This is a genomic window from Marinobacterium sp. LSUCC0821 (assembly GCF_012848475.1).
Classification (GTDB): Bacteria; Pseudomonadota; Gammaproteobacteria; order Pseudomonadales; family Balneatricaceae; genus Marinobacterium_E.
This window is the reverse complement of the sequence record NZ_CP051666.1, coordinates 1,138,780-1,154,911: the sequence shown is the minus strand read 5'-3', so window position 1 is coordinate 1,154,911 and position 16,132 is coordinate 1,138,780. Positions and strand designations below refer to the sequence as shown.

General features: G+C 47.8%; 22 protein-coding genes. 14 read left to right on the top strand and 8 right to left on the bottom strand.

The window, feature by feature from the left end:
- Nucleotides 1-123: 123 nt before the first annotated feature.
- Entirely contained in the window at nucleotides 124-810 is a 687-nt protein-coding gene (locus tag HH196_RS05465; protein WP_248276915.1) for a lytic transglycosylase domain-containing protein, read from the bottom strand.
- Here HH196_RS05465 and HH196_RS05460 point away from each other — a divergent pair, their 5' ends adjacent.
- Together HH196_RS05460 and sppA are read left to right on the top strand one after the other, a co-directional pair.
- Nucleotides 811-1,464, top strand: a complete 654-nt coding sequence (locus HH196_RS05460; protein ID WP_248276901.1) for an HAD family hydrolase — start codon at nucleotides 811-813, stop codon at nucleotides 1,462-1,464.
- The gene (gene sppA / locus HH196_RS05455; protein ID WP_169451151.1) at nucleotides 1,465-2,523 is read left to right on the top strand and encodes a signal peptide peptidase SppA; all 1,059 of its coding nucleotides are present in this window, start codon (nucleotides 1,465-1,467) and stop codon (nucleotides 2,521-2,523) included.
- Between the two features lie 20 nt (nucleotides 2,524-2,543).
- Here sppA and HH196_RS05450 read toward each other — a convergent pair whose 3' ends face one another.
- A complete protein-coding gene (locus HH196_RS05450) occupies nucleotides 2,544-3,140 on the bottom strand; it encodes a nucleoside triphosphate pyrophosphatase (protein ID WP_169451150.1) in 597 nt (198 codons plus the stop codon).
- 234 nt (nucleotides 3,141-3,374) lie between these two features.
- Between HH196_RS05450 and HH196_RS05445 the strand changes: the two genes are divergently transcribed.
- From HH196_RS05445 to HH196_RS05390, 12 genes are all read left to right on the top strand, one after another.
- Complete coding sequence (locus tag HH196_RS05445; protein ID WP_248276900.1) at nucleotides 3,375-3,791, top strand: YceD family protein; 417 nt, start codon at nucleotides 3,375-3,377, stop codon at nucleotides 3,789-3,791.
- Between the two features lie 34 nt (nucleotides 3,792-3,825).
- Nucleotides 3,826-4,005 carry a 50S ribosomal protein L32 gene (gene rpmF / locus HH196_RS05440; RefSeq protein ID WP_169451148.1) on the top strand — a complete coding sequence of 60 codons (180 nt, stop codon included), beginning with the start codon at nucleotides 3,826-3,828 and terminating at the stop codon, nucleotides 4,003-4,005.
- Nucleotides 4,006-4,014: 9 nt separating this feature from the next.
- Complete coding sequence (plsX, locus tag HH196_RS05435) at nucleotides 4,015-5,028, top strand: phosphate acyltransferase PlsX (protein WP_169451147.1); 1,014 nt, start codon at nucleotides 4,015-4,017, stop codon at nucleotides 5,026-5,028.
- An 82-nt stretch (nucleotides 5,029-5,110) separates the two neighbouring features.
- Nucleotides 5,111-6,052, top strand: coding sequence for an ACP S-malonyltransferase (gene fabD / locus HH196_RS05430; RefSeq protein WP_169451146.1), 942 nt, complete (start codon nucleotides 5,111-5,113; stop codon nucleotides 6,050-6,052).
- Nucleotides 6,053-6,061: 9 nt separating this feature from the next.
- Nucleotides 6,062-6,805, top strand: coding sequence for a 3-oxoacyl-ACP reductase FabG (fabG, locus tag HH196_RS05425; RefSeq protein WP_169451145.1), 744 nt, complete (start codon nucleotides 6,062-6,064; stop codon nucleotides 6,803-6,805).
- 161 nt (nucleotides 6,806-6,966) lie between these two features.
- Complete coding sequence (gene acpP, locus HH196_RS05420) at nucleotides 6,967-7,200, top strand: acyl carrier protein (RefSeq protein ID WP_169451144.1); 234 nt, start codon at nucleotides 6,967-6,969, stop codon at nucleotides 7,198-7,200.
- Nucleotides 7,201-7,283: 83 nt separating this feature from the next.
- Entirely contained in the window at nucleotides 7,284-8,522 is a 1,239-nt protein-coding gene (gene fabF, locus HH196_RS05415) for a beta-ketoacyl-ACP synthase II (RefSeq protein WP_169451143.1), read from the top strand.
- A gap of 117 nt (nucleotides 8,523-8,639) precedes the next feature.
- Nucleotides 8,640-9,683 carry an endolytic transglycosylase MltG gene (mltG, locus tag HH196_RS05410; RefSeq protein ID WP_169451142.1) on the top strand — a complete coding sequence of 348 codons (1,044 nt, stop codon included), beginning with the start codon at nucleotides 8,640-8,642 and terminating at the stop codon, nucleotides 9,681-9,683.
- Entirely contained in the window at nucleotides 9,683-10,309 is a 627-nt protein-coding gene (tmk, locus tag HH196_RS05405) for a dTMP kinase (protein ID WP_169451141.1), read from the top strand. Before mltG ends, tmk begins: the two co-directional genes overlap by 1 nt.
- Nucleotides 10,306-11,295 carry a DNA polymerase III subunit delta' gene (locus tag HH196_RS05400; protein ID WP_169451140.1) on the top strand — a complete coding sequence of 330 codons (990 nt, stop codon included), beginning with the start codon at nucleotides 10,306-10,308 and terminating at the stop codon, nucleotides 11,293-11,295. The genes tmk and HH196_RS05400 overlap by 4 nt, the downstream gene beginning before the upstream one ends.
- A 36-nt stretch (nucleotides 11,296-11,331) precedes the next feature.
- Nucleotides 11,332-11,682 carry a PilZ domain-containing protein gene (locus tag HH196_RS05395; protein ID WP_169451139.1) on the top strand — a complete coding sequence of 117 codons (351 nt, stop codon included), beginning with the start codon at nucleotides 11,332-11,334 and terminating at the stop codon, nucleotides 11,680-11,682.
- A gap of 41 nt (nucleotides 11,683-11,723) precedes the next feature.
- Nucleotides 11,724-12,503 carry a TatD family hydrolase gene (locus tag HH196_RS05390; RefSeq protein ID WP_169451138.1) on the top strand — a complete coding sequence of 260 codons (780 nt, stop codon included), beginning with the start codon at nucleotides 11,724-11,726 and terminating at the stop codon, nucleotides 12,501-12,503.
- 50 nt (nucleotides 12,504-12,553) lie between these two features.
- Here HH196_RS05390 and HH196_RS05385 read toward each other — a convergent pair whose 3' ends face one another.
- The 6 genes from HH196_RS05385 to dusA form a co-directional block, all read right to left on the bottom strand.
- Complete coding sequence (locus HH196_RS05385) at nucleotides 12,554-12,895, bottom strand: TusE/DsrC/DsvC family sulfur relay protein (protein WP_169451137.1); 342 nt, start codon at nucleotides 12,893-12,895, stop codon at nucleotides 12,554-12,556.
- On the bottom strand, nucleotides 12,895-13,185 hold the full coding sequence (tusB, locus tag HH196_RS05380; protein WP_169451136.1) for a sulfurtransferase complex subunit TusB: 291 nt from the start codon (nucleotides 13,183-13,185) through the stop codon (nucleotides 12,895-12,897). Before tusB ends, HH196_RS05385 begins: the two co-directional genes overlap by 1 nt.
- The gene (gene tusC, locus HH196_RS05375) at nucleotides 13,178-13,534 is read right to left on the bottom strand and encodes a sulfurtransferase complex subunit TusC (protein WP_169451135.1); all 357 of its coding nucleotides are present in this window, start codon (nucleotides 13,532-13,534) and stop codon (nucleotides 13,178-13,180) included. The genes tusB and tusC overlap by 8 nt, the downstream gene beginning before the upstream one ends.
- A 3-nt stretch (nucleotides 13,535-13,537) precedes the next feature.
- Nucleotides 13,538-13,930, bottom strand: a complete 393-nt coding sequence (gene tusD, locus HH196_RS05370; RefSeq protein WP_169451134.1) for a sulfurtransferase complex subunit TusD — start codon at nucleotides 13,928-13,930, stop codon at nucleotides 13,538-13,540.
- Nucleotides 13,931-14,128: 198 nt separating this feature from the next.
- On the bottom strand, nucleotides 14,129-15,082 hold the full coding sequence (gene tal, locus HH196_RS05365) for a transaldolase (RefSeq protein ID WP_169451133.1): 954 nt from the start codon (nucleotides 15,080-15,082) through the stop codon (nucleotides 14,129-14,131).
- 37 nt (nucleotides 15,083-15,119) lie between these two features.
- Nucleotides 15,120-16,100 (bottom strand): tRNA dihydrouridine(20/20a) synthase DusA, encoded by a 981-nt coding sequence (dusA, locus tag HH196_RS05360; protein WP_169451132.1) that lies wholly within the window; start codon nucleotides 16,098-16,100, stop codon nucleotides 15,120-15,122.
- Nucleotides 16,101-16,132: the final 32 nt, after the last annotated feature.

Sequence of the window (16,132 nt, the reverse complement as noted above, 5' to 3'; positions counted from 1 at the left end):
TTTCTGAGCGCCCGGTGTGTTAAACAGTCTTGCGGAAATATTTAGAAGTGTTGGAATTCTCAGGACGAAGCTTCTGCTTATTAGCTTAAAAGTCACAGGTCGATTCAATATCAAGAACTTAATTCAAAGAGCTTTTTCGTAGCGGGATTTTAGGGTTAGGACGCGTTCGATGTAGCGTTGGGTTTCGGGGTAGGGTGGGACGCCTTTGTGGCGTTCTACGGTTGTGGGTCCGGCGTTGTAGGCGGCGAGTGCGAGGCGTTCGTTGTTATTGAAGCGGGCGAGTTGTTGAGCGAGATATTGGCTGCCACCGGCGATATTTTCTGATGTGTTATTTGGGTTGGTAACGCCAAGTTCTTGTGCAGTTGTCGGCATCAACTGCATTAGCCCTTGGGCTCCTTTGCTGGATAGTGCAGTGGCTTTGAAGTTTGACTCAGCGTGAATTACAGCACGGATAAGTGCTTCGGGAAGATTGTTCTGTTTGGCCGCCTGTTTGGTTTCAGTTCGGTACTTAACCAACTCAAGAGGTGTTGTGCTGAAATTGGTTCGATTGTTTTGTTGGCATGCGTAGCAGTCGAACTTTAAAAGTTCGTAGCGCGTTGTGCCCCTGGGTTGTCTGTCACTGAAGGATAGGACCCCGTCACTATTTCTAAACTTGAAAATTAGGTCTCCGCTCTCATTTTTGGAAGGGGTGTTATACACTGTCTCCGCAACAGCTGAGTTGCTATTAAGTATGGTTTCCAAGAGCAGCGCAAAGCTTATGAGTAGAGCGCAGTTAATTTTCAAATAGATCTCCTCCAGCAAGAGGTTCACTTGCAATACAAGCTTCTTATTTTTGATTGGGATGGCACGCTTATCGATTCTGCTGCCCGTATCGTATCCAGTTTTCAGTTGGCAGCTCAAGAGCTTGGCTACGCTAAGCCTTCCGATGATGCCGTTAGAGACATTATAGGTCTTGGTCTGCCTGAAGCGATTAAAAAGGTGATGCAAGGGATTAGCGACTCGGAGGTCGATCCATTTCGTGAAGCCTATAGTCGCCAGTTTTTAGAGTTAAATAGCACTCCTGTAAATCAGTTTGATGGTGTATCGCACGGGCTGCACAAGTTAGCTGAGCATGGCTTTCGTTTGGCAGTGGCGACCGGTAAGAGCCGTCGCGGTTTGAATAGGGCGCTAGGTGATTCAGGCTTTCAAAGCCTTTTTGAGACCACACGATGTGCGGATGAGACCCTCTCTAAGCCAGATCCGTTAATGCTCAATCAGATCCTTGAAGAGACTCAATTGAGCGTTGAGGAGGCGGTAATGATTGGGGATACCGTCTATGATTTAGAGATGGCACAAAACATTGGGATGGATCGTATAGCGGTGAGTTATGGTGTCCATTCAAAAGAGCGGTTAGATAACCATAAACCTGTTTTAATGGCCGACACATTTAACGAAGTAGTCTCTTGGCTAACGGAGAAGAGGTAGATGAGCGAAAACGATCCATGGGGAACTTCGGGTTCTGATACTAAACAAGAGCAGTTACAAGTAAACACCTCCGCTGTTACCCAGCCCGCTAAAGAAACGGGTGAGAATAGGGTAGATATTGATAGTAAAAGTTGGAGACTTCTTGAGCGTCTTATCGATAACGTTAATCGTGAGCAGAAGCTAACTCGTCGTTGGGGGATTCTTTTCAAATCGCTCACGCTAATTTACCTATTTGCACTGCTCGGTACTCTGCTTTGGGAGAGTGGTGTCGATGCGATGGATGTGCAAAGCGAGCCGCATGTTGCCCTAGTTGAGGTTAAAGGGGTCATTGCAGATGACGCTGAGGCGAGTGCCGATACTATTGTTGGCGCTCTGCGAGATGCTTTTAAGTCGGATGCATCCATTGGGGTTGTGCTTCGAATCAATAGCCCTGGCGGAAGCCCTGTTCAGGCTGGATATGTCTATGATGAGATTCGTCGTCTAAGGGCAATCTACCCAGAAAAACAGATTGTTGCGGTTATAAGTGACATAGGTGCCAGTGGCGGTTACTACATCGCTAGTGCGGCCGATTCTATCGTTGCTGATAAAGCCAGCTTAGTGGGATCGATTGGTGTCATCTCATCAGGGTTTGGATTTGTAGATCTGATGGAGAAGCTTGGGGTGGAGCGTCGGGCATTGACGGCTGGCGAGAGCAAAGCGCTACTTGATCCATTTCAGCCTTTAGGCCAAGAGCAGAAGAAGTTCTGGCAATCTATTCTGGATACAACCCACAAACAGTTTATCGACGCTGTCAAAGTCGGTAGGGGTGATAGACTGTCAGATGACCCTAAATTGTTCAGTGGTCTAATTTGGACAGGTGAACAGGCTCTGCAATTGGGTCTGATAGATTCACTCGGTAGCGCAAGTTCGGTCGCGAGAGAATCGTTCGCAACCGAGCGCCTAGTCGACTACACCTACCGTCCAAATGCTATTGAGCGTCTGGCAGAACGTTTAGGTGTTGGTGTAGCTGCAGAGTTTTTACAGACTCTGGGTGTTAGTAGCTCACCAAGACTTCACTGATCTCTATCAGAATAGCCGAATTATAGAAGCAGGGGGTTAACCCCTGCTTTTATCAGGATTCGGTTTAACTCGATCAGAGGTAAACCGACGAGGCTGTTAGGGTCATTCGAATGTATCTTCTCAAACAGCGTGATGCCTAAACCCTCACACTTAAAACTACCTGCGCAGTCGAGTGGTGATTCTCGTTCGATATAGTTGGATATCTCGGTTTCAGAGAGTTCTCGGAATTTCACTTCAACACAATCTAGAAAAGACTCAGTCACGCCTAGTGCACTGTTATGCAGAGCAAGGCCTGTGTAGAAGTAGACAGTCTGTCCGCTGCAGAGTCGAAGTTGTTCTATTGCTCGCTCGTGGGTGCCTGGTTTGCCTAGGGCTTGGTTACCAAGTTGTGCAACCTGGTCTGAGCCAATAATCAAAGCGTTTGGAAACTCATTAGCTAGGGCTTCAGCTTTTTCAATAGCGAGCCTAAGTGCTAGCTCTGAGGGTTTTTCTAAATCTTTAGCCGATTCGTCAATATTTGGATTTGAAGTCGCAAAGTTGCTCAGGATTTTTGCCAGCAACTCCCTGCGATAGCGGGAACTAGAGGCTAAAACGATAGTCTGCTGTTCATTTTTCATGATCAATCAAAATCTAAAATTGAAGATGTTTATCAGTAATCGCTAAATAATAGCCTATTGCTTCAGCAAAACCCTCTAAAAAAGGGTAAAATATCGCAGTTATTTCTTTACAGTTGGACGCTAGATCCCTAGAATTGCGCGCTTATGTCGTACGGCCCTCTTCCGAAAAAAGTCGACCCCCGGAAATTAGCCGAGCGGGAAGTGACACTCGAAGGCTCTATTTCCCTAGGAAATATGCCCGAGCTAGCCTCTTTGCTGGTCGATGCCAACGGAGAAGTCAGTGTCGAGCTGCAGTTTGCTGTAGATGAGCAGAAGCTCAGAACAGTAAGTGGTCAGGCGCACGCTGAAGTAAAACAGCTTTGTCAGCGTTGCTTGGAGCCAGTGACATTGAACTTGGACGCGGAATTTAATTTAGCAGTAGTGCTAAACGAAGAGCAGGCCAAGAATTTACCGCGCTACTACGACCCTCTTCTTTTGGATGAGGAAGTAGAGCTCTCAACCCTCGTTGAAGAGGAGTTGATACTGAGTCTTCCAGTGGTTTGTTACCACGACGATTGTTCAGTTCAGACTTCTTTCGGTGAAGATGAGATGCCAGTAGTAGAGCAGGAAAAACCGAACCCATTTAGTGTGCTAGCGGCGCTTAAAAAGTAATCGCTAGCAAAGATTAGATCCAGGAGTAAAAACCATGGCAGTTCAGCAGAACAAAAAGTCACGTTCACGTCGCGATATGCGTCGTTCACACGATGCACTTGGTAACCCAACTCTTTCAGTGGACCAGACTACAGGTGAAACTCACCGTCGTCACCACGTGAGTGCAGATGGCTTCTACCGCGGTCGTCAGGTAGTAGCAAAAGGCGACGAGTAAGATCTAGCCGTGCAACAAACATATTGCATCGCCATCGATGCAATGGGCGGGGACTTCGGTCCCCGCACTACTATTCAGGCTTCACTCGAAGCTTTAGATCGCCATCCCAACCTTGAGTTGGTTCTTGTAGGTGATCTGCAAACTCTCACTGAGATTCTCTCAGGTCGCACTCATTCAAGACTTTCACTCAAACACGCTTCATCCGTTATTGCGTCTGATTCTCGGGTTAAATCTGCCCTGCGAGATGGTGCTGATAGCTCAATGCAAATTGCCCTTAATCTCGTTTCTGAGGGCGAATGTGGTGCTGCATTGAGCGCAGGTAACACTGGTGCTTTAATGGCTTTATCACGACGCACTCTAGGTATGATTGAAGGTATCGAGCGTCCTGCAATAACAGCTGCCGTGCCAACTCATAATGGCCAATGCCAGGTGTTAGATCTTGGTGCGAATATCGATTCCACTTCAGAGATGCTTGTACAGTATGCGGTGCTAGGTCGTGCATTGGTGCGTGTAGAGCAGGGTGTTGAGCCTAGAGTAGGTCTATTGAATGTAGGCTCTGAAGAGAGCAAAGGCAATGAGACGCTGCGCGATGCTTCTGCTGCTATTGCCGAGCTTTCTGATGTTAAATACGTAGGTTTTGTAGAGGGTTCAGATCTCTACTCAGGTGAAGCTGATCTCATCGTTTGTGATGGTATGGCGGGTAATGTCGCTCTAAAAAGCAGTGAAGGTGTAGCTAGATTGATACGCCAACGTATACATCAAGGTTTTAGCTCTTCGCTTTACCGTCGAGTCATCGCCTGGCTGGCTAAGCCAGTCTTGAAAGAGTTGTCTGGTCAGCTCAGCGTAGGTTCTCGAAATGGCGCGCTATTCTTAGGTTTAAACGGATTAGTTGTTAAGAGTCATGGCGGGGTGCATTCGAAACAGTTTGGTGCTGCGATTGACCGAACCCTTGATGCCCTCCAGAAAGATCTAATCTCCCAAATTAAAAATGATGTTAGCCAATATCTCGCTTCACGTTCGTGAGGGTGTCGATTCAGGCTGGATCATGTAAACTGCTTCGAATGTTTTAATAAACCCTTAGGGGTGTCTTGTCATAGAGGACGGTATGTCTCAAACACTTGCTCTTGTATTCCCAGGTCAGGGATCTCAAACACTTGGTATGTTGGCTGATTTAGCGGCTGATTACCCAATCATCCAAGAGACTTTTGCTGAAGCGTCTGATGCGCTTGGTTATGATCTTTGGAAGCTTGTTCAAGAGGGTCCTGAAGCGGATCTAAATAGCACTGAAAATACTCAACCTGCACTGCTTACCTCAAGCGTTGCGCTTTGGCGCCTCTGGCTACAGCAGGGCGGTGCTACTCCATCGGTTATCGCTGGTCACAGTTTGGGTGAATATTCAGCGCTAGTATGTGCCGGTTCTATCTCCTTGGCTGATGGTGTTCGCCTGGTTAGATTGCGTGGACAGTTGATGCAGCAGGCTGTACCAGCAGGTACTGGTGCAATGGCTGCAATCCTTGGTCTTGAAGATGCAGATGTAGTGGCGGCTTGTGAAAAAGCAGCTGCCGGTGAAGTGGTTTCTGCGGTTAACTTCAACTGCCCAGGTCAGGTTGTAATTGCAGGTGAAAAAGCGGCTGTTGCTCGCGGTATTGAAGCCTGTAAAGAGGCGGGTGCTAAACGCGCTGTTGAGCTGCCAGTTTCGGTCCCTTCTCACTGTTCATTAATGAAGCCTGCAGCAGAGCAGCTTGCCGTAGCGCTTTCAGAGATTGAAGTGACACTTCCATCAATCAAACTTATTCATAATGTAAACGCAGGCACCTCATCTGATGTGGCTGAACTACGTGACCTACTTGTGAAGCAACTATATAGCCCAGTGCGTTGGACTGAGAGTGTCCAGGCGATGCTTGCGCTAGGTGTTGTTACAACTGTTGAGTGTGGTCCTGGTAAAGTGCTTTCTGGTTTGAACAAGAAAGTTGACCGTGCATTAACTGTTTTAAATATTGGCGATTTGGCTGGGTTGCAAAAATCGCTTGAGCAGCCTGAAGCCTAAGGAGTTCAAATGAGTATTGAAAATAAAGTCGCGCTGGTAACTGGTGCAACACGTGGTATCGGTAAAGCGATCGCTGAAAACCTCTCTGGTCAGGGTGTGACTGTTATTGGTACAGCTACAAGTGAAGGTGGCGCTAAAGCGATCTCTGACTACCTGTCAGCTTTAGGTAATGCCGGTAAAGGCGTAGTGTTAAACGTTGCTGATCCTGAATCAGTTGATGCAGTTATTGCTCAAATCCAAGCAGAGTTTGGTGCTGTCACTATCCTTGTTAACAATGCGGGTATTACCAAAGACAACCTGATGATGCGCATGAAAGATGATGAGTGGGACTCAGTGATTAACACTAACCTCACCTCTGTTTACCGCATGGTTAAAGGTGTTCTGCGTGGCATGACTAAAGCACGCTGGGGTCGTATCGTAAGCGTGAGCTCGGTAGTTGGTTCTATGGGTAACGCAGGTCAAGCTAACTATGCTGCAGCAAAAGCGGGTATGGAAGGTTTTTCTCGTGCCCTTGCGCGTGAGCTAGGTAGCCGTAATGTAACCGTAAACTGTGTTGCTCCAGGCTTTATCGATACAGATATGACAGCGGATCTGCCTGAAGCTCATAAAGAGATGTTGCAGTCTCAGATCTCATTGTCACGTCTAGGTCAGCCTGAAGAGATCGCTGCCGTTGTCGGATTCCTATGTGGTGAATCTGGTGGATATGTGACAGGTGAAACTATTCACGTAAATGGTGGCATGTATATGGGCTAAAAAGCCCTATAAAACTTGTAATTTGTCCGTATTTCCGGATAATTGCTGGCAGATTAACTTATCGCTATTTGAGCTTGTATCTTGGGTAGTGAATTATATAGAATCTCTTGATGTACCGACTCCTTCGGTACAAAGGGATGTAGAACATAATAGGAATCGATATGAGCAATATTGAAGATCGCGTTAAGAAAATTATCGCTGAACAGCTTGGTGTAAAAGAAGAAGAAGTAACTAACGAAGCTTCATTCGTAGAAGATCTAGGCGCTGATTCACTTGACACAGTTGAACTTGTGATGGCTCTAGAAGAGGAATTCGAAACTGAAATTCCTGACGAAGAAGCTGAAAAGATCACTACCGTTCAGCTAGCAATCGATTACGTGAACGCTCACCAGTAATCGGAACTGCCTTCGGTAGAAAAGCCGCACCTGCGTAATAGTAGTTGCGGCTTTTCTTTTATTAGTCTTCTGGAGAGATATTGATGTCCCGTAAAAGAGTCGTGGTGACTGGCCTAGGTTTGTTAACTCCTGTAGGTAACACAGTAGAGTCAACTTGGCAGAGCATTCTTGCAGGCAAGAGTGGTGCAGCCCCCATCGAACATTTCGATGCATCTAACTTTACGACGCGTTTTTCATCGTCGGTTAAAAACTTCGAGTTAGAGCCCTACTTGAATGCTAAAGAGGGTCGTAAGATGGATCTATTCATCCAATACGGCATGGTTGCAGCGATTCAAGCTGTCGAAGACTCTGGCCTTGAAGTGACTGAAGAGAACGCAACGCGCATTGGTTGTGCAATTGGCTCGGGTATTGGCGGTCTTCCAATGATCGAAAATACTCACGATGTATTAAATGCATCGGGACCACGTCGAATCTCTCCCTTCTTTGTTCCTGGCAGTATCATCAATATGATCGCGGGTAACCTTGCGATTAAGTACGGCTTTCGTGGACCAAATATCGCTATCACCACTGCCTGTACGACAGGTACCCATAACATCGGCCATGCAATGCGTATGATTCAATACGGCGACGCAGATGTAATGGTTGCGGGTGGTGCTGAGATGGCAACAACTCCACTAGGTCTTGGTGGTTTTGCCGCTGCACGTGCTCTATCAACTCGCAATGATGATCCAAAGGCGGCAAGCCGTCCTTGGGATCGTGATCGTGACGGTTTCGTTTTGGGTGATGGCGCTGGCATGCTAGTGCTTGAATCTTACGAGCACGCTAAAGCGCGTGGTGCCAAAATCTACTGTGAAATCAGTGGCTTTGGTATGAGTGATGATGCGTACCACATGACCTCACCACCAGAAGATGGTGCAGGTGCTGCGCTAGCGATGAGCAATGCAGTTAAAGACTCTGGTCTAAACCAGGATCAAATCAACTACATTAACGCTCACGGCACATCGACACCGGCAGGAGATATCGCTGAGTCAAATGCCGCTAAGAAAGTGCTGGGCTCCGCTGCAGCTAATGTCCGTATGAGCTCAACTAAGTCGATGATCGGTCACCTTCTAGGGGCTGCAGGTGCAGTTGAAGCTGCATTCTGTGTGTTGGCTTTGCGTGACCAAGTAGCGCCGCCTACGATCAACCTTGATAACCCATCAGAGGGTTGTGATCTTAACTACGTTGCTCATAACGCTCAGGAAGCGGAGATCTTTGCAGCAATTTCAAACTCATTTGGGTTTGGTGGTACCAACGGTTCGTTGGTTTTCAACAAGATCTAACCCCATTATGAGGTGGCTAAGACTTCCTTAGCTACCTCATAAACGCTCAAAAAGTTGGCCTATGCACTCTTGCGAGACCCGATTAACTAGTCTTTCTCTAATGTTGGATTCATCACAATGAAACTAACATCTCGTCTCGCGCTAACTCTATTAACTCTTTTTGTACTTCTTCTAGGTACCGCAGCATACCTCTATGACAGAGTAGTCTCTTTACCTGAGCAGACCCTCTCTTTAACTGAGCCCACCCTAATAACAGTTCCTAAAGGTTTTAACGGCGCAAAGTTGAATCAGTTCCTTCAAGAACGTGCTTGGCTAAATCAGCCAACACTTCTCAAACTGCTGTTTAAGCTTCAACCTGAACTTGCGGAGATTCGTGCTGGTGAATATCGAATTGAACCAGGCGAAACCCTTGGTGAGCTGTTATCACAGCTGAGGGAGGGACGATCTGTTCTCTATCCTCTTACACTAATCGAGGGTTCTACCGTTAAGGAGCTACTCAAATCACTGGCTGCGAATGATCTAATTGAACATACCCTGAGTGCCACTAGTCCGGAATCACTAGCAGAAGAGTTAGATCTCGATTTTGAGTCTGCCGAAGGCCTCTTCTTAGCTGAGACCTACCACTTTATGCGTGGCGAAAGTGACAGAACACTTCTGTTGCGTGCTCATGAAGCGCTCAAGCAAAGCCTTAACGAACAGTGGCAGCAGCGTGATACTCAGTTGCCGTTAGAGAATCCCTACCAGGCGTTGATTCTGGCCTCTATCGTAGAGAAAGAGACAGGTCTAGTGGCTGAGCGAGCAAAGATTGCTGGGGTGTTTATGCGCAGGCTTGATCGCAATATGCGCCTGCAGACAGACCCTGCGGTGATTTACGGTTTGGGTGATCAGTATGCGGGTAACCTAACTCGTAAGCACCTAAAGCAGCCCACCCCATACAACACTTATGTCATCAAAGGCTTGCCGCCTACACCTATTTCGTTGGTCGGCACGGATGCTATTCGCGCGGTGATGCATCCAGAGCAGGGAAGTGAACTCTATTTTGTTGCAAAAGGTGATGGTTCCCACCAGTTTTCCGATACACTACAACAACATAACAAAGCAGTGCGGCAGTATCAGTTAAAGCGCCGCAGCGATTATCGTTCATCACCAGAGGCAAATTAATGGTAGGTAAGTTCATCACACTAGAGGGCGGAGAAGGGGTTGGTAAAACCACCAATCTTCGCTATATCCAAGAGTGCATTGAAGCCGCTGGGATAGAGCTAGTTGTGACCCGAGAGCCTGGCGGTACAGAGTTCGCCGAAAAAATACGTGAACTGCTTTTGACACCTTCCGATGAGACGGTGTGTGAAATGAGTGAGCTGCTTTTAGTTTTTGCAGCCCGTGCACAACATTTAGAACAACTTATTAAACCAGCATTAGCTGCTGGCAAATGGGTACTCTGCGATCGTTTCATTGATGCGACCCATGCTTATCAGGGCGGCGGTCGTCAGATGAATCAACAGATCATTAATACCCTTGAGTCGATGGTGCTTGGCTCACTGCAAAGCGACCTAACACTACTGTTAGATCTTCCAGTGGAAGTGGGCATGGCGCGTGCCCGTGCGCGAGCCGCGCTTGACCGTTTTGAGCAGGAGAAGGTTGAGTTCTTCGAGCGTGTACGTGCCCGTTATCTGGAGCGCGCAGCAGCTTCACAAGGACGAATTCAGGTTATTGATGCAGCACCAGCACTGCCTGAAGTTCAGGCTCAAATAGCTGCAGCACTTGCGCAAATGGGTGTTGGGGCATGAACCTACTTCCCTGGCATGCAGAGCGCTGGAGTCAGATATCCTCACTGATTGATCGTGAGCGTCTTCCTCATGCGCTGCTGCTAACTGGACCTAGAGGGGTCGGTAAACGTGAATTTGCAGAGTATCTGGCGAACCGCCTGCTCTGTAATCAGCCGTTAGGTGACCAGCCCTGTGGCAGCTGTAAAACCTGTGAGCTGCTTAAATATGGCACTCACCCGGACCTAATCCATCTTCAGCCTGAAGAGGCGGGTAAGGTGATTAAGGTTGATCAGGTTCGCGAGACCATAGACAAGCTACACAGTACCGCTCAACAGGGTGGTTACCGAGTATTAATCGTATCTCCAGCGGAGGAGATGAATATCTCGGCTGCCAACGCACTCCTTAAAACGCTGGAAGAGCCAGGTAAGAATACCTTGATTCTGTTGGTGGTCGATCAGCTCGGTAAGATCATGCCGACCATTCGCAGTCGCTGTCAGCGTATCGAGTTTTCGCTACCTCCTCATGACAGTGCCATTCCTTGGTTAACACGTGAAGCCGAGTTAACCCCTCAAGAGGCGGAAGGACTGCTTTCCCTCGCGCAGGGCGCACCCATGACAGCACTGACATGGCAGAAAGAGGGTATGCGCGATAAGCGTGCGAGTTTTATGTCAGGCCTTGCGGATGTTCTACGTGGCCGAACATCTGCGATTAGCTTTGCCGAATCGATGCAAAAGGAAGATTTGCGTCTACCCTTAATCTGGTGGCTATCACTGATCGGTGATATCGTCAGAATACAGCTTGCTCAGGATGAGGCTCCAAGGGTTAATCGTGACATGGCTAAGATGGTTAGCGCACTTGCGCAACAAGCGACACCAGCACGTGTTATGGCTCTCTATGAATCAGTTCAGAAAGAGCTATCAATGATTGAGCGCCACCTGAACCCAAATAAACAGCTGCTGTTAGAGCGTCTGCTGTTTGACTGGAAAGAGCTAAGAGCTAAGAGCTAAAAGCTAGGATCGAAGAGTAAAGAGGCGAGTAAGTAGATGAGTGACTCAGCGACTGAAAATCATGGTGTTCTTGGTTTGGTTATCCATACCAAGGAGGATCTCTATCGCTCCTACATGCCTTTCATTGCGCAGGGCGGTCTCTTCGTCCCAACTGCAGATCACTATGAGTTGGGTGAGGAGGTCTTTCTCGTACTCTCACTCATGGGTGAGCCTGATAAAATTCCAGTGACTGGCAAGGTGGTTTGGATAACACCTGCCGGTGCACAGGGTGGTAAGGTGACTGGTATTGGCGTTCAGTTAGCGGCTGATGAGACTGAGCTACTAAAGAAAATTGAGACCTATCTTGCCGGCTCTCAAGAGTCAGGGCGTCGCACCTATACTCTCTAATATCTACTCAAATACACACCTACATTCAATTTGGTTTTAACATGTTTATCGATTCACACTGCCATCTCGATCGTCTAGATCTCTCTAAACATAACAATTCGTTAAGTGAACTGCTTGATGATGCGCGTGCTAGAGGAGTATCGAAAATGCTCTGTGTGGGTATCGATATGAACCTCTATCCCAATATGCTCAATGCGATCGAGGGGCAAAAAGATGTATACGCTTCGGTCGGTATTCACCCCTGTCATGTGGTGGAGAGTCCTTGGAACGAGCAGCAGATGCGTGCAGCCGTGGCTGAGAACAGTCGTGTTGTTGCACTTGGTGAGACTGGAATGGATCTCTACTACACTGCTGACACGCAAGAGATTCAAGAGCAGAGTTTTGCGAATCATTTGAAGCTGGGGTCAGAGTTGGATCTACCGGTGATCATCCATACGCGTGATGCGCGTGAAGAGACGCTAAAAGTGATGGCGGACCATGCTGATCCAAAAACAGCGGGTGTCATGCACTGTTTTACAGAGACGCTTGAGATGGCTCAGCGCTCGATTGAGATGGGTTTTATGATCTCATTCTCAGGCATTATCACCTTCAAAAATGCAGCTGATCTTCGTGAAGTGGTGAAAGCGGTTCCATTGGATATGTTTCTGATAGAGACCGATTCCCCATACCTGGCTCCTATCCCATACCGCGGTAAGCCAAACCAGCCAGGCCATGTAGCTGAGGTTGCTAAGTGTATTGCTGAACTGCGTGGAATCTCATTAGAGGAGGTTGCAGAGCGATCTGCAGATAACTTCCATCGTCTATTCAAGCGCGCTGTGTAGGAGGCTACTCGAAGAGGCGCCGACCGCTTTTACAAACAGTTATCAGGCTTTTACAAACAGTTATCAGGCTTTGGTAAACCAGCAATCAACGCAATCCGCTTCACCGGACTGCCTTGGCCAGGAAAAAGCTGCATAAGGTAGATGCTCTTACCCTTGTCAGCTCCTAGAGTCTGGCCGACATACTTCACAAAAGGGCGCATTGCAGGGGAAAGATCAAACTGATGGTAGAAGTCTCGCATCGCCTTCACCAGCTCCCAGTGCGCATCACTCATTTCGATATCGACTGTCTGAGCGAAGGCTAGGGCTAGCTCTTCACTCCAGTCAGATAGATTCTCAAGATAGCCCTCCTCATCAAGAGGAACAGTTGCTAGCAAAGTATCGGTACCACTCATCAGAACCAACTGATTGAACGTTTGTAGTTAGCGGTTAAATTGACAAACTCATTGTCATCCACAACATTGCCAAGGGTATTTGAAACACCGCGAGCTTCAAGATCCGCCTTGAGTAGACTTACTGAACAGGGAATCGAATCTAACGCCTCAGCGACACCTTTAGTTGCCCAGTAGACTCCATCTTCAATCAGCAAAAGGTGGTCATTTTCATTAAGTGTCATTAGGCACTTGCTGAAAAGATCAGCACTTCCAGGGCCTTTGCTCAAAATGTGTAGTGTTTCGTTAGACATTAAAAATGTGATCCTGAGCGTTAAAAAGCGTAGTTATCTCGCCGTTTGAGAGGGGGGTCACGTTAATGGCTAAATCGTCTGCTGCGAGGCCTCGAGCTTTGAGTGACTCAGAACATACATAGAGTGCTTCAACATCATAAAGAGGCAGCGCCTGTTGCATTGCGCCAAGGTTCTTCTGCTCAATTGCTTGCGGGTTCTGGTTGGCTATTAACTGGTATACACCGTCACCCATAAAAAGCATTGCAACCTGTTGGTCAAAGAGCGCTGTGGCAAGTGCTAAGTCAGTCGCCTCTTTTGCTCTACTTGAACCATAAGGTGCGGATTGAGTGATGATAAGAAACTGTTTCATCGCTTAATGTCCAAAGCTAACAACGCGATCAGACTCGACACTAGCGGCAACAAGCTGCCCTAAACCAGAAAGGTCAAAGCCATTGGCCAGGTTCTCACCAGCCTTTCCATAACGACGACTTTCGGTCTCATTGATAAGTCCGCGACGAACCCCAGCAGCGATGCACACAACAGCATCTAAGGTGTTCTCAGCAATAAACTCTTGCCAAGCATCAGCCAGGTTGAGCTCATCTTGAGGCGCTACAGAATGCGATGTTGCGTTATGAACACCTGCGCCGTAGAAGAAGATTCGCTCAATTGAGTGGCCAGCAGCCAGCAATGCATGCGCGAATCTCAAAGCAGTATGACTACCTTGGTGATCGATCGGCGCGGCATGAATGACGAGGGTGTATTTCATAAGCAGGATAGTATCAATTAATTACTAATTGAGACATAGAACAGCAAACAAAACGGGGTCAAAAAGCCGGGGTCAGAGTCATCTATAGAAACAAAACGGGGTCAGAGTCATCCATAGATGACTCTGACCCCCGATGTTCAAGAGCATCTCGATGTAGGAGGGATCAGCCCAAAGGGATGACCCCGAACCTAAAAAGTTTTAGCCCTTAGCAGCCAAAAGTTTCTCAAGCTTAACCTGATCAACTGCGAAGTTACGGATGCCTTCTGCAAGTTTCTCGGTCGCCATCGCATCTTCATTCATCGCCCAGCGGAAATCAGATTCAGAAGGTGCAGATTTTGCATCTGAACTTGAAGCCGAAGCGGCAACCAGGCGCTGCTCAATAGGTGCAGTAGAAGCTGCTAACTCTTCAAGTAGGCTTGGGCCAATGGTTAGACGATCACAGCCTGCAAGCGAGATGATCTCACCAGTGTTTCGGAAGCTGGCGCCCATAACAACGGTGTTGTAACCATTCGCTTTGTAGTAGTTGTAGATACGTGTCACAGACTGCACACCAGGGTCGTTCTCGCCGGCATAGTCTGCTTCTGGATTCTGTTTCTTAAACCAGTCGAGAATACGACCTACAAACGGTGAAATCAGGAAAGCGCCCGCATCAGCACAAGCCTGTGCCTGTGCAAAGCCAAACAGAAGTGTCAGGTTACAACGGATACCGTTCTTCTCTAGCTCACGTGCCGCTTGGATACCTTCCCAAGTCGATGCGATCTTAATTAGTACGCGATCTTTAGAGATACCCTGTGCTTCGTAAAGGTCGATCAAACGGTAGGCTTTTTTCAGTGTTGCCTGAGTGTCGAAAGAGAAGCGAGCATCCACCTCGGTAGAGATGTAGCCCGGTACGATCTTGGTAATCTCACTGCCAATTAAAACCGCTAGGTAGTCAGTCATATTGGCTAGAATCTCTGCATCACTGCCGCCCTGTGCAGTTGCCCATGCGCGTGACTGCTCAAGAAGCTGTGCGTACTTAGGATCTTGGCCCGCTTTTAAAAGCAGAGAAGGGTTAGTGGTTGCGTCCTGAGGAGCGAATTGACGAATAGCATCGATGTCACCTGTATCGGCAACAACAGTCGTCATCTTTTTAAGTTGTTCTAGCTGATTCATCTCTATCATCCTTGCTACTGATCAGATCAGATTAAATTTAATCGGTTACAAATTTTAGTGCTTCGCGGAAGGTCTCAACACCTGCTTCGCGTTTGTGGCCGTTCTCACTTAGATAGCGACGGAACTGTTTGCCGCCGCGCTCGCCATGGAATAGCCCAAGAAGATGTTTAACAACACCGTATAACGAACCACCTTTAGCCATGGTCTGTTCAATGTATGGTATGAAGCGCTCCGCTACCTCAAGCCTTGCAATCGGTGTGCCAGTTTCACCAAATAGACGCGAATCGACTTGGCTTAAAAGTGGGTAGGGGTTCTGGTAGGCCTCACGCCCAATCATCACACCATCGACATGCTGAAGGTGCTCATCACACTCATCCAACGTTTTTATGCCGCCGTTAATCACTATCTCAAGTTCAGGAAAGCGCTGTTTGATCTTATAGACATAGTCATAAATGAGCGGCGGAACTTCGCGGTTCTGCTTAGGGCTTAAACCATCGAGAATCGCTTTACGAGCATGGATAGTAAAGCTAGTGATGCCACTTTCAGCAACGGTCTCAACAAACTGCTCTAGCAACTCATAACTATCCAGATCATCAATGCCAAGTCGATGCTTAACAGTGACAGGAATGGACACCGCCGCCTGCATCTCCCCTAAACACTCTTTAACAAGGTTGGGGTGCGCCATCAGACAGGCGCCAATCATATTGTTCTGAACGCGATCCGAAGGGCAACCCACATTGAGGTTGACCTCATCGTAGCCCCACTCTTCGGCAAACTTAGCGCACTTAGCTAGATCGGCTGGACTGCTGCCTCCAAGCTGCAGGGCGATAGGGTGCTCTTCTGTGTTGTAATCAAGCCAACGTGCAGGGTCGTTATGAATCAAAGCACCAGTCGTCACCATCTCAGTATAGAGAAGCGTGTGCTGTGACATCAATCGATGGAAAAAGCGACAATCACGCGTCGTCCAATCCATCATTGGCGCTACTGAAAATTTTCTGGAGAAGCTGTTTTTACTCATCAATATCGTATGCAGGGGTCATAGTAGTCTAT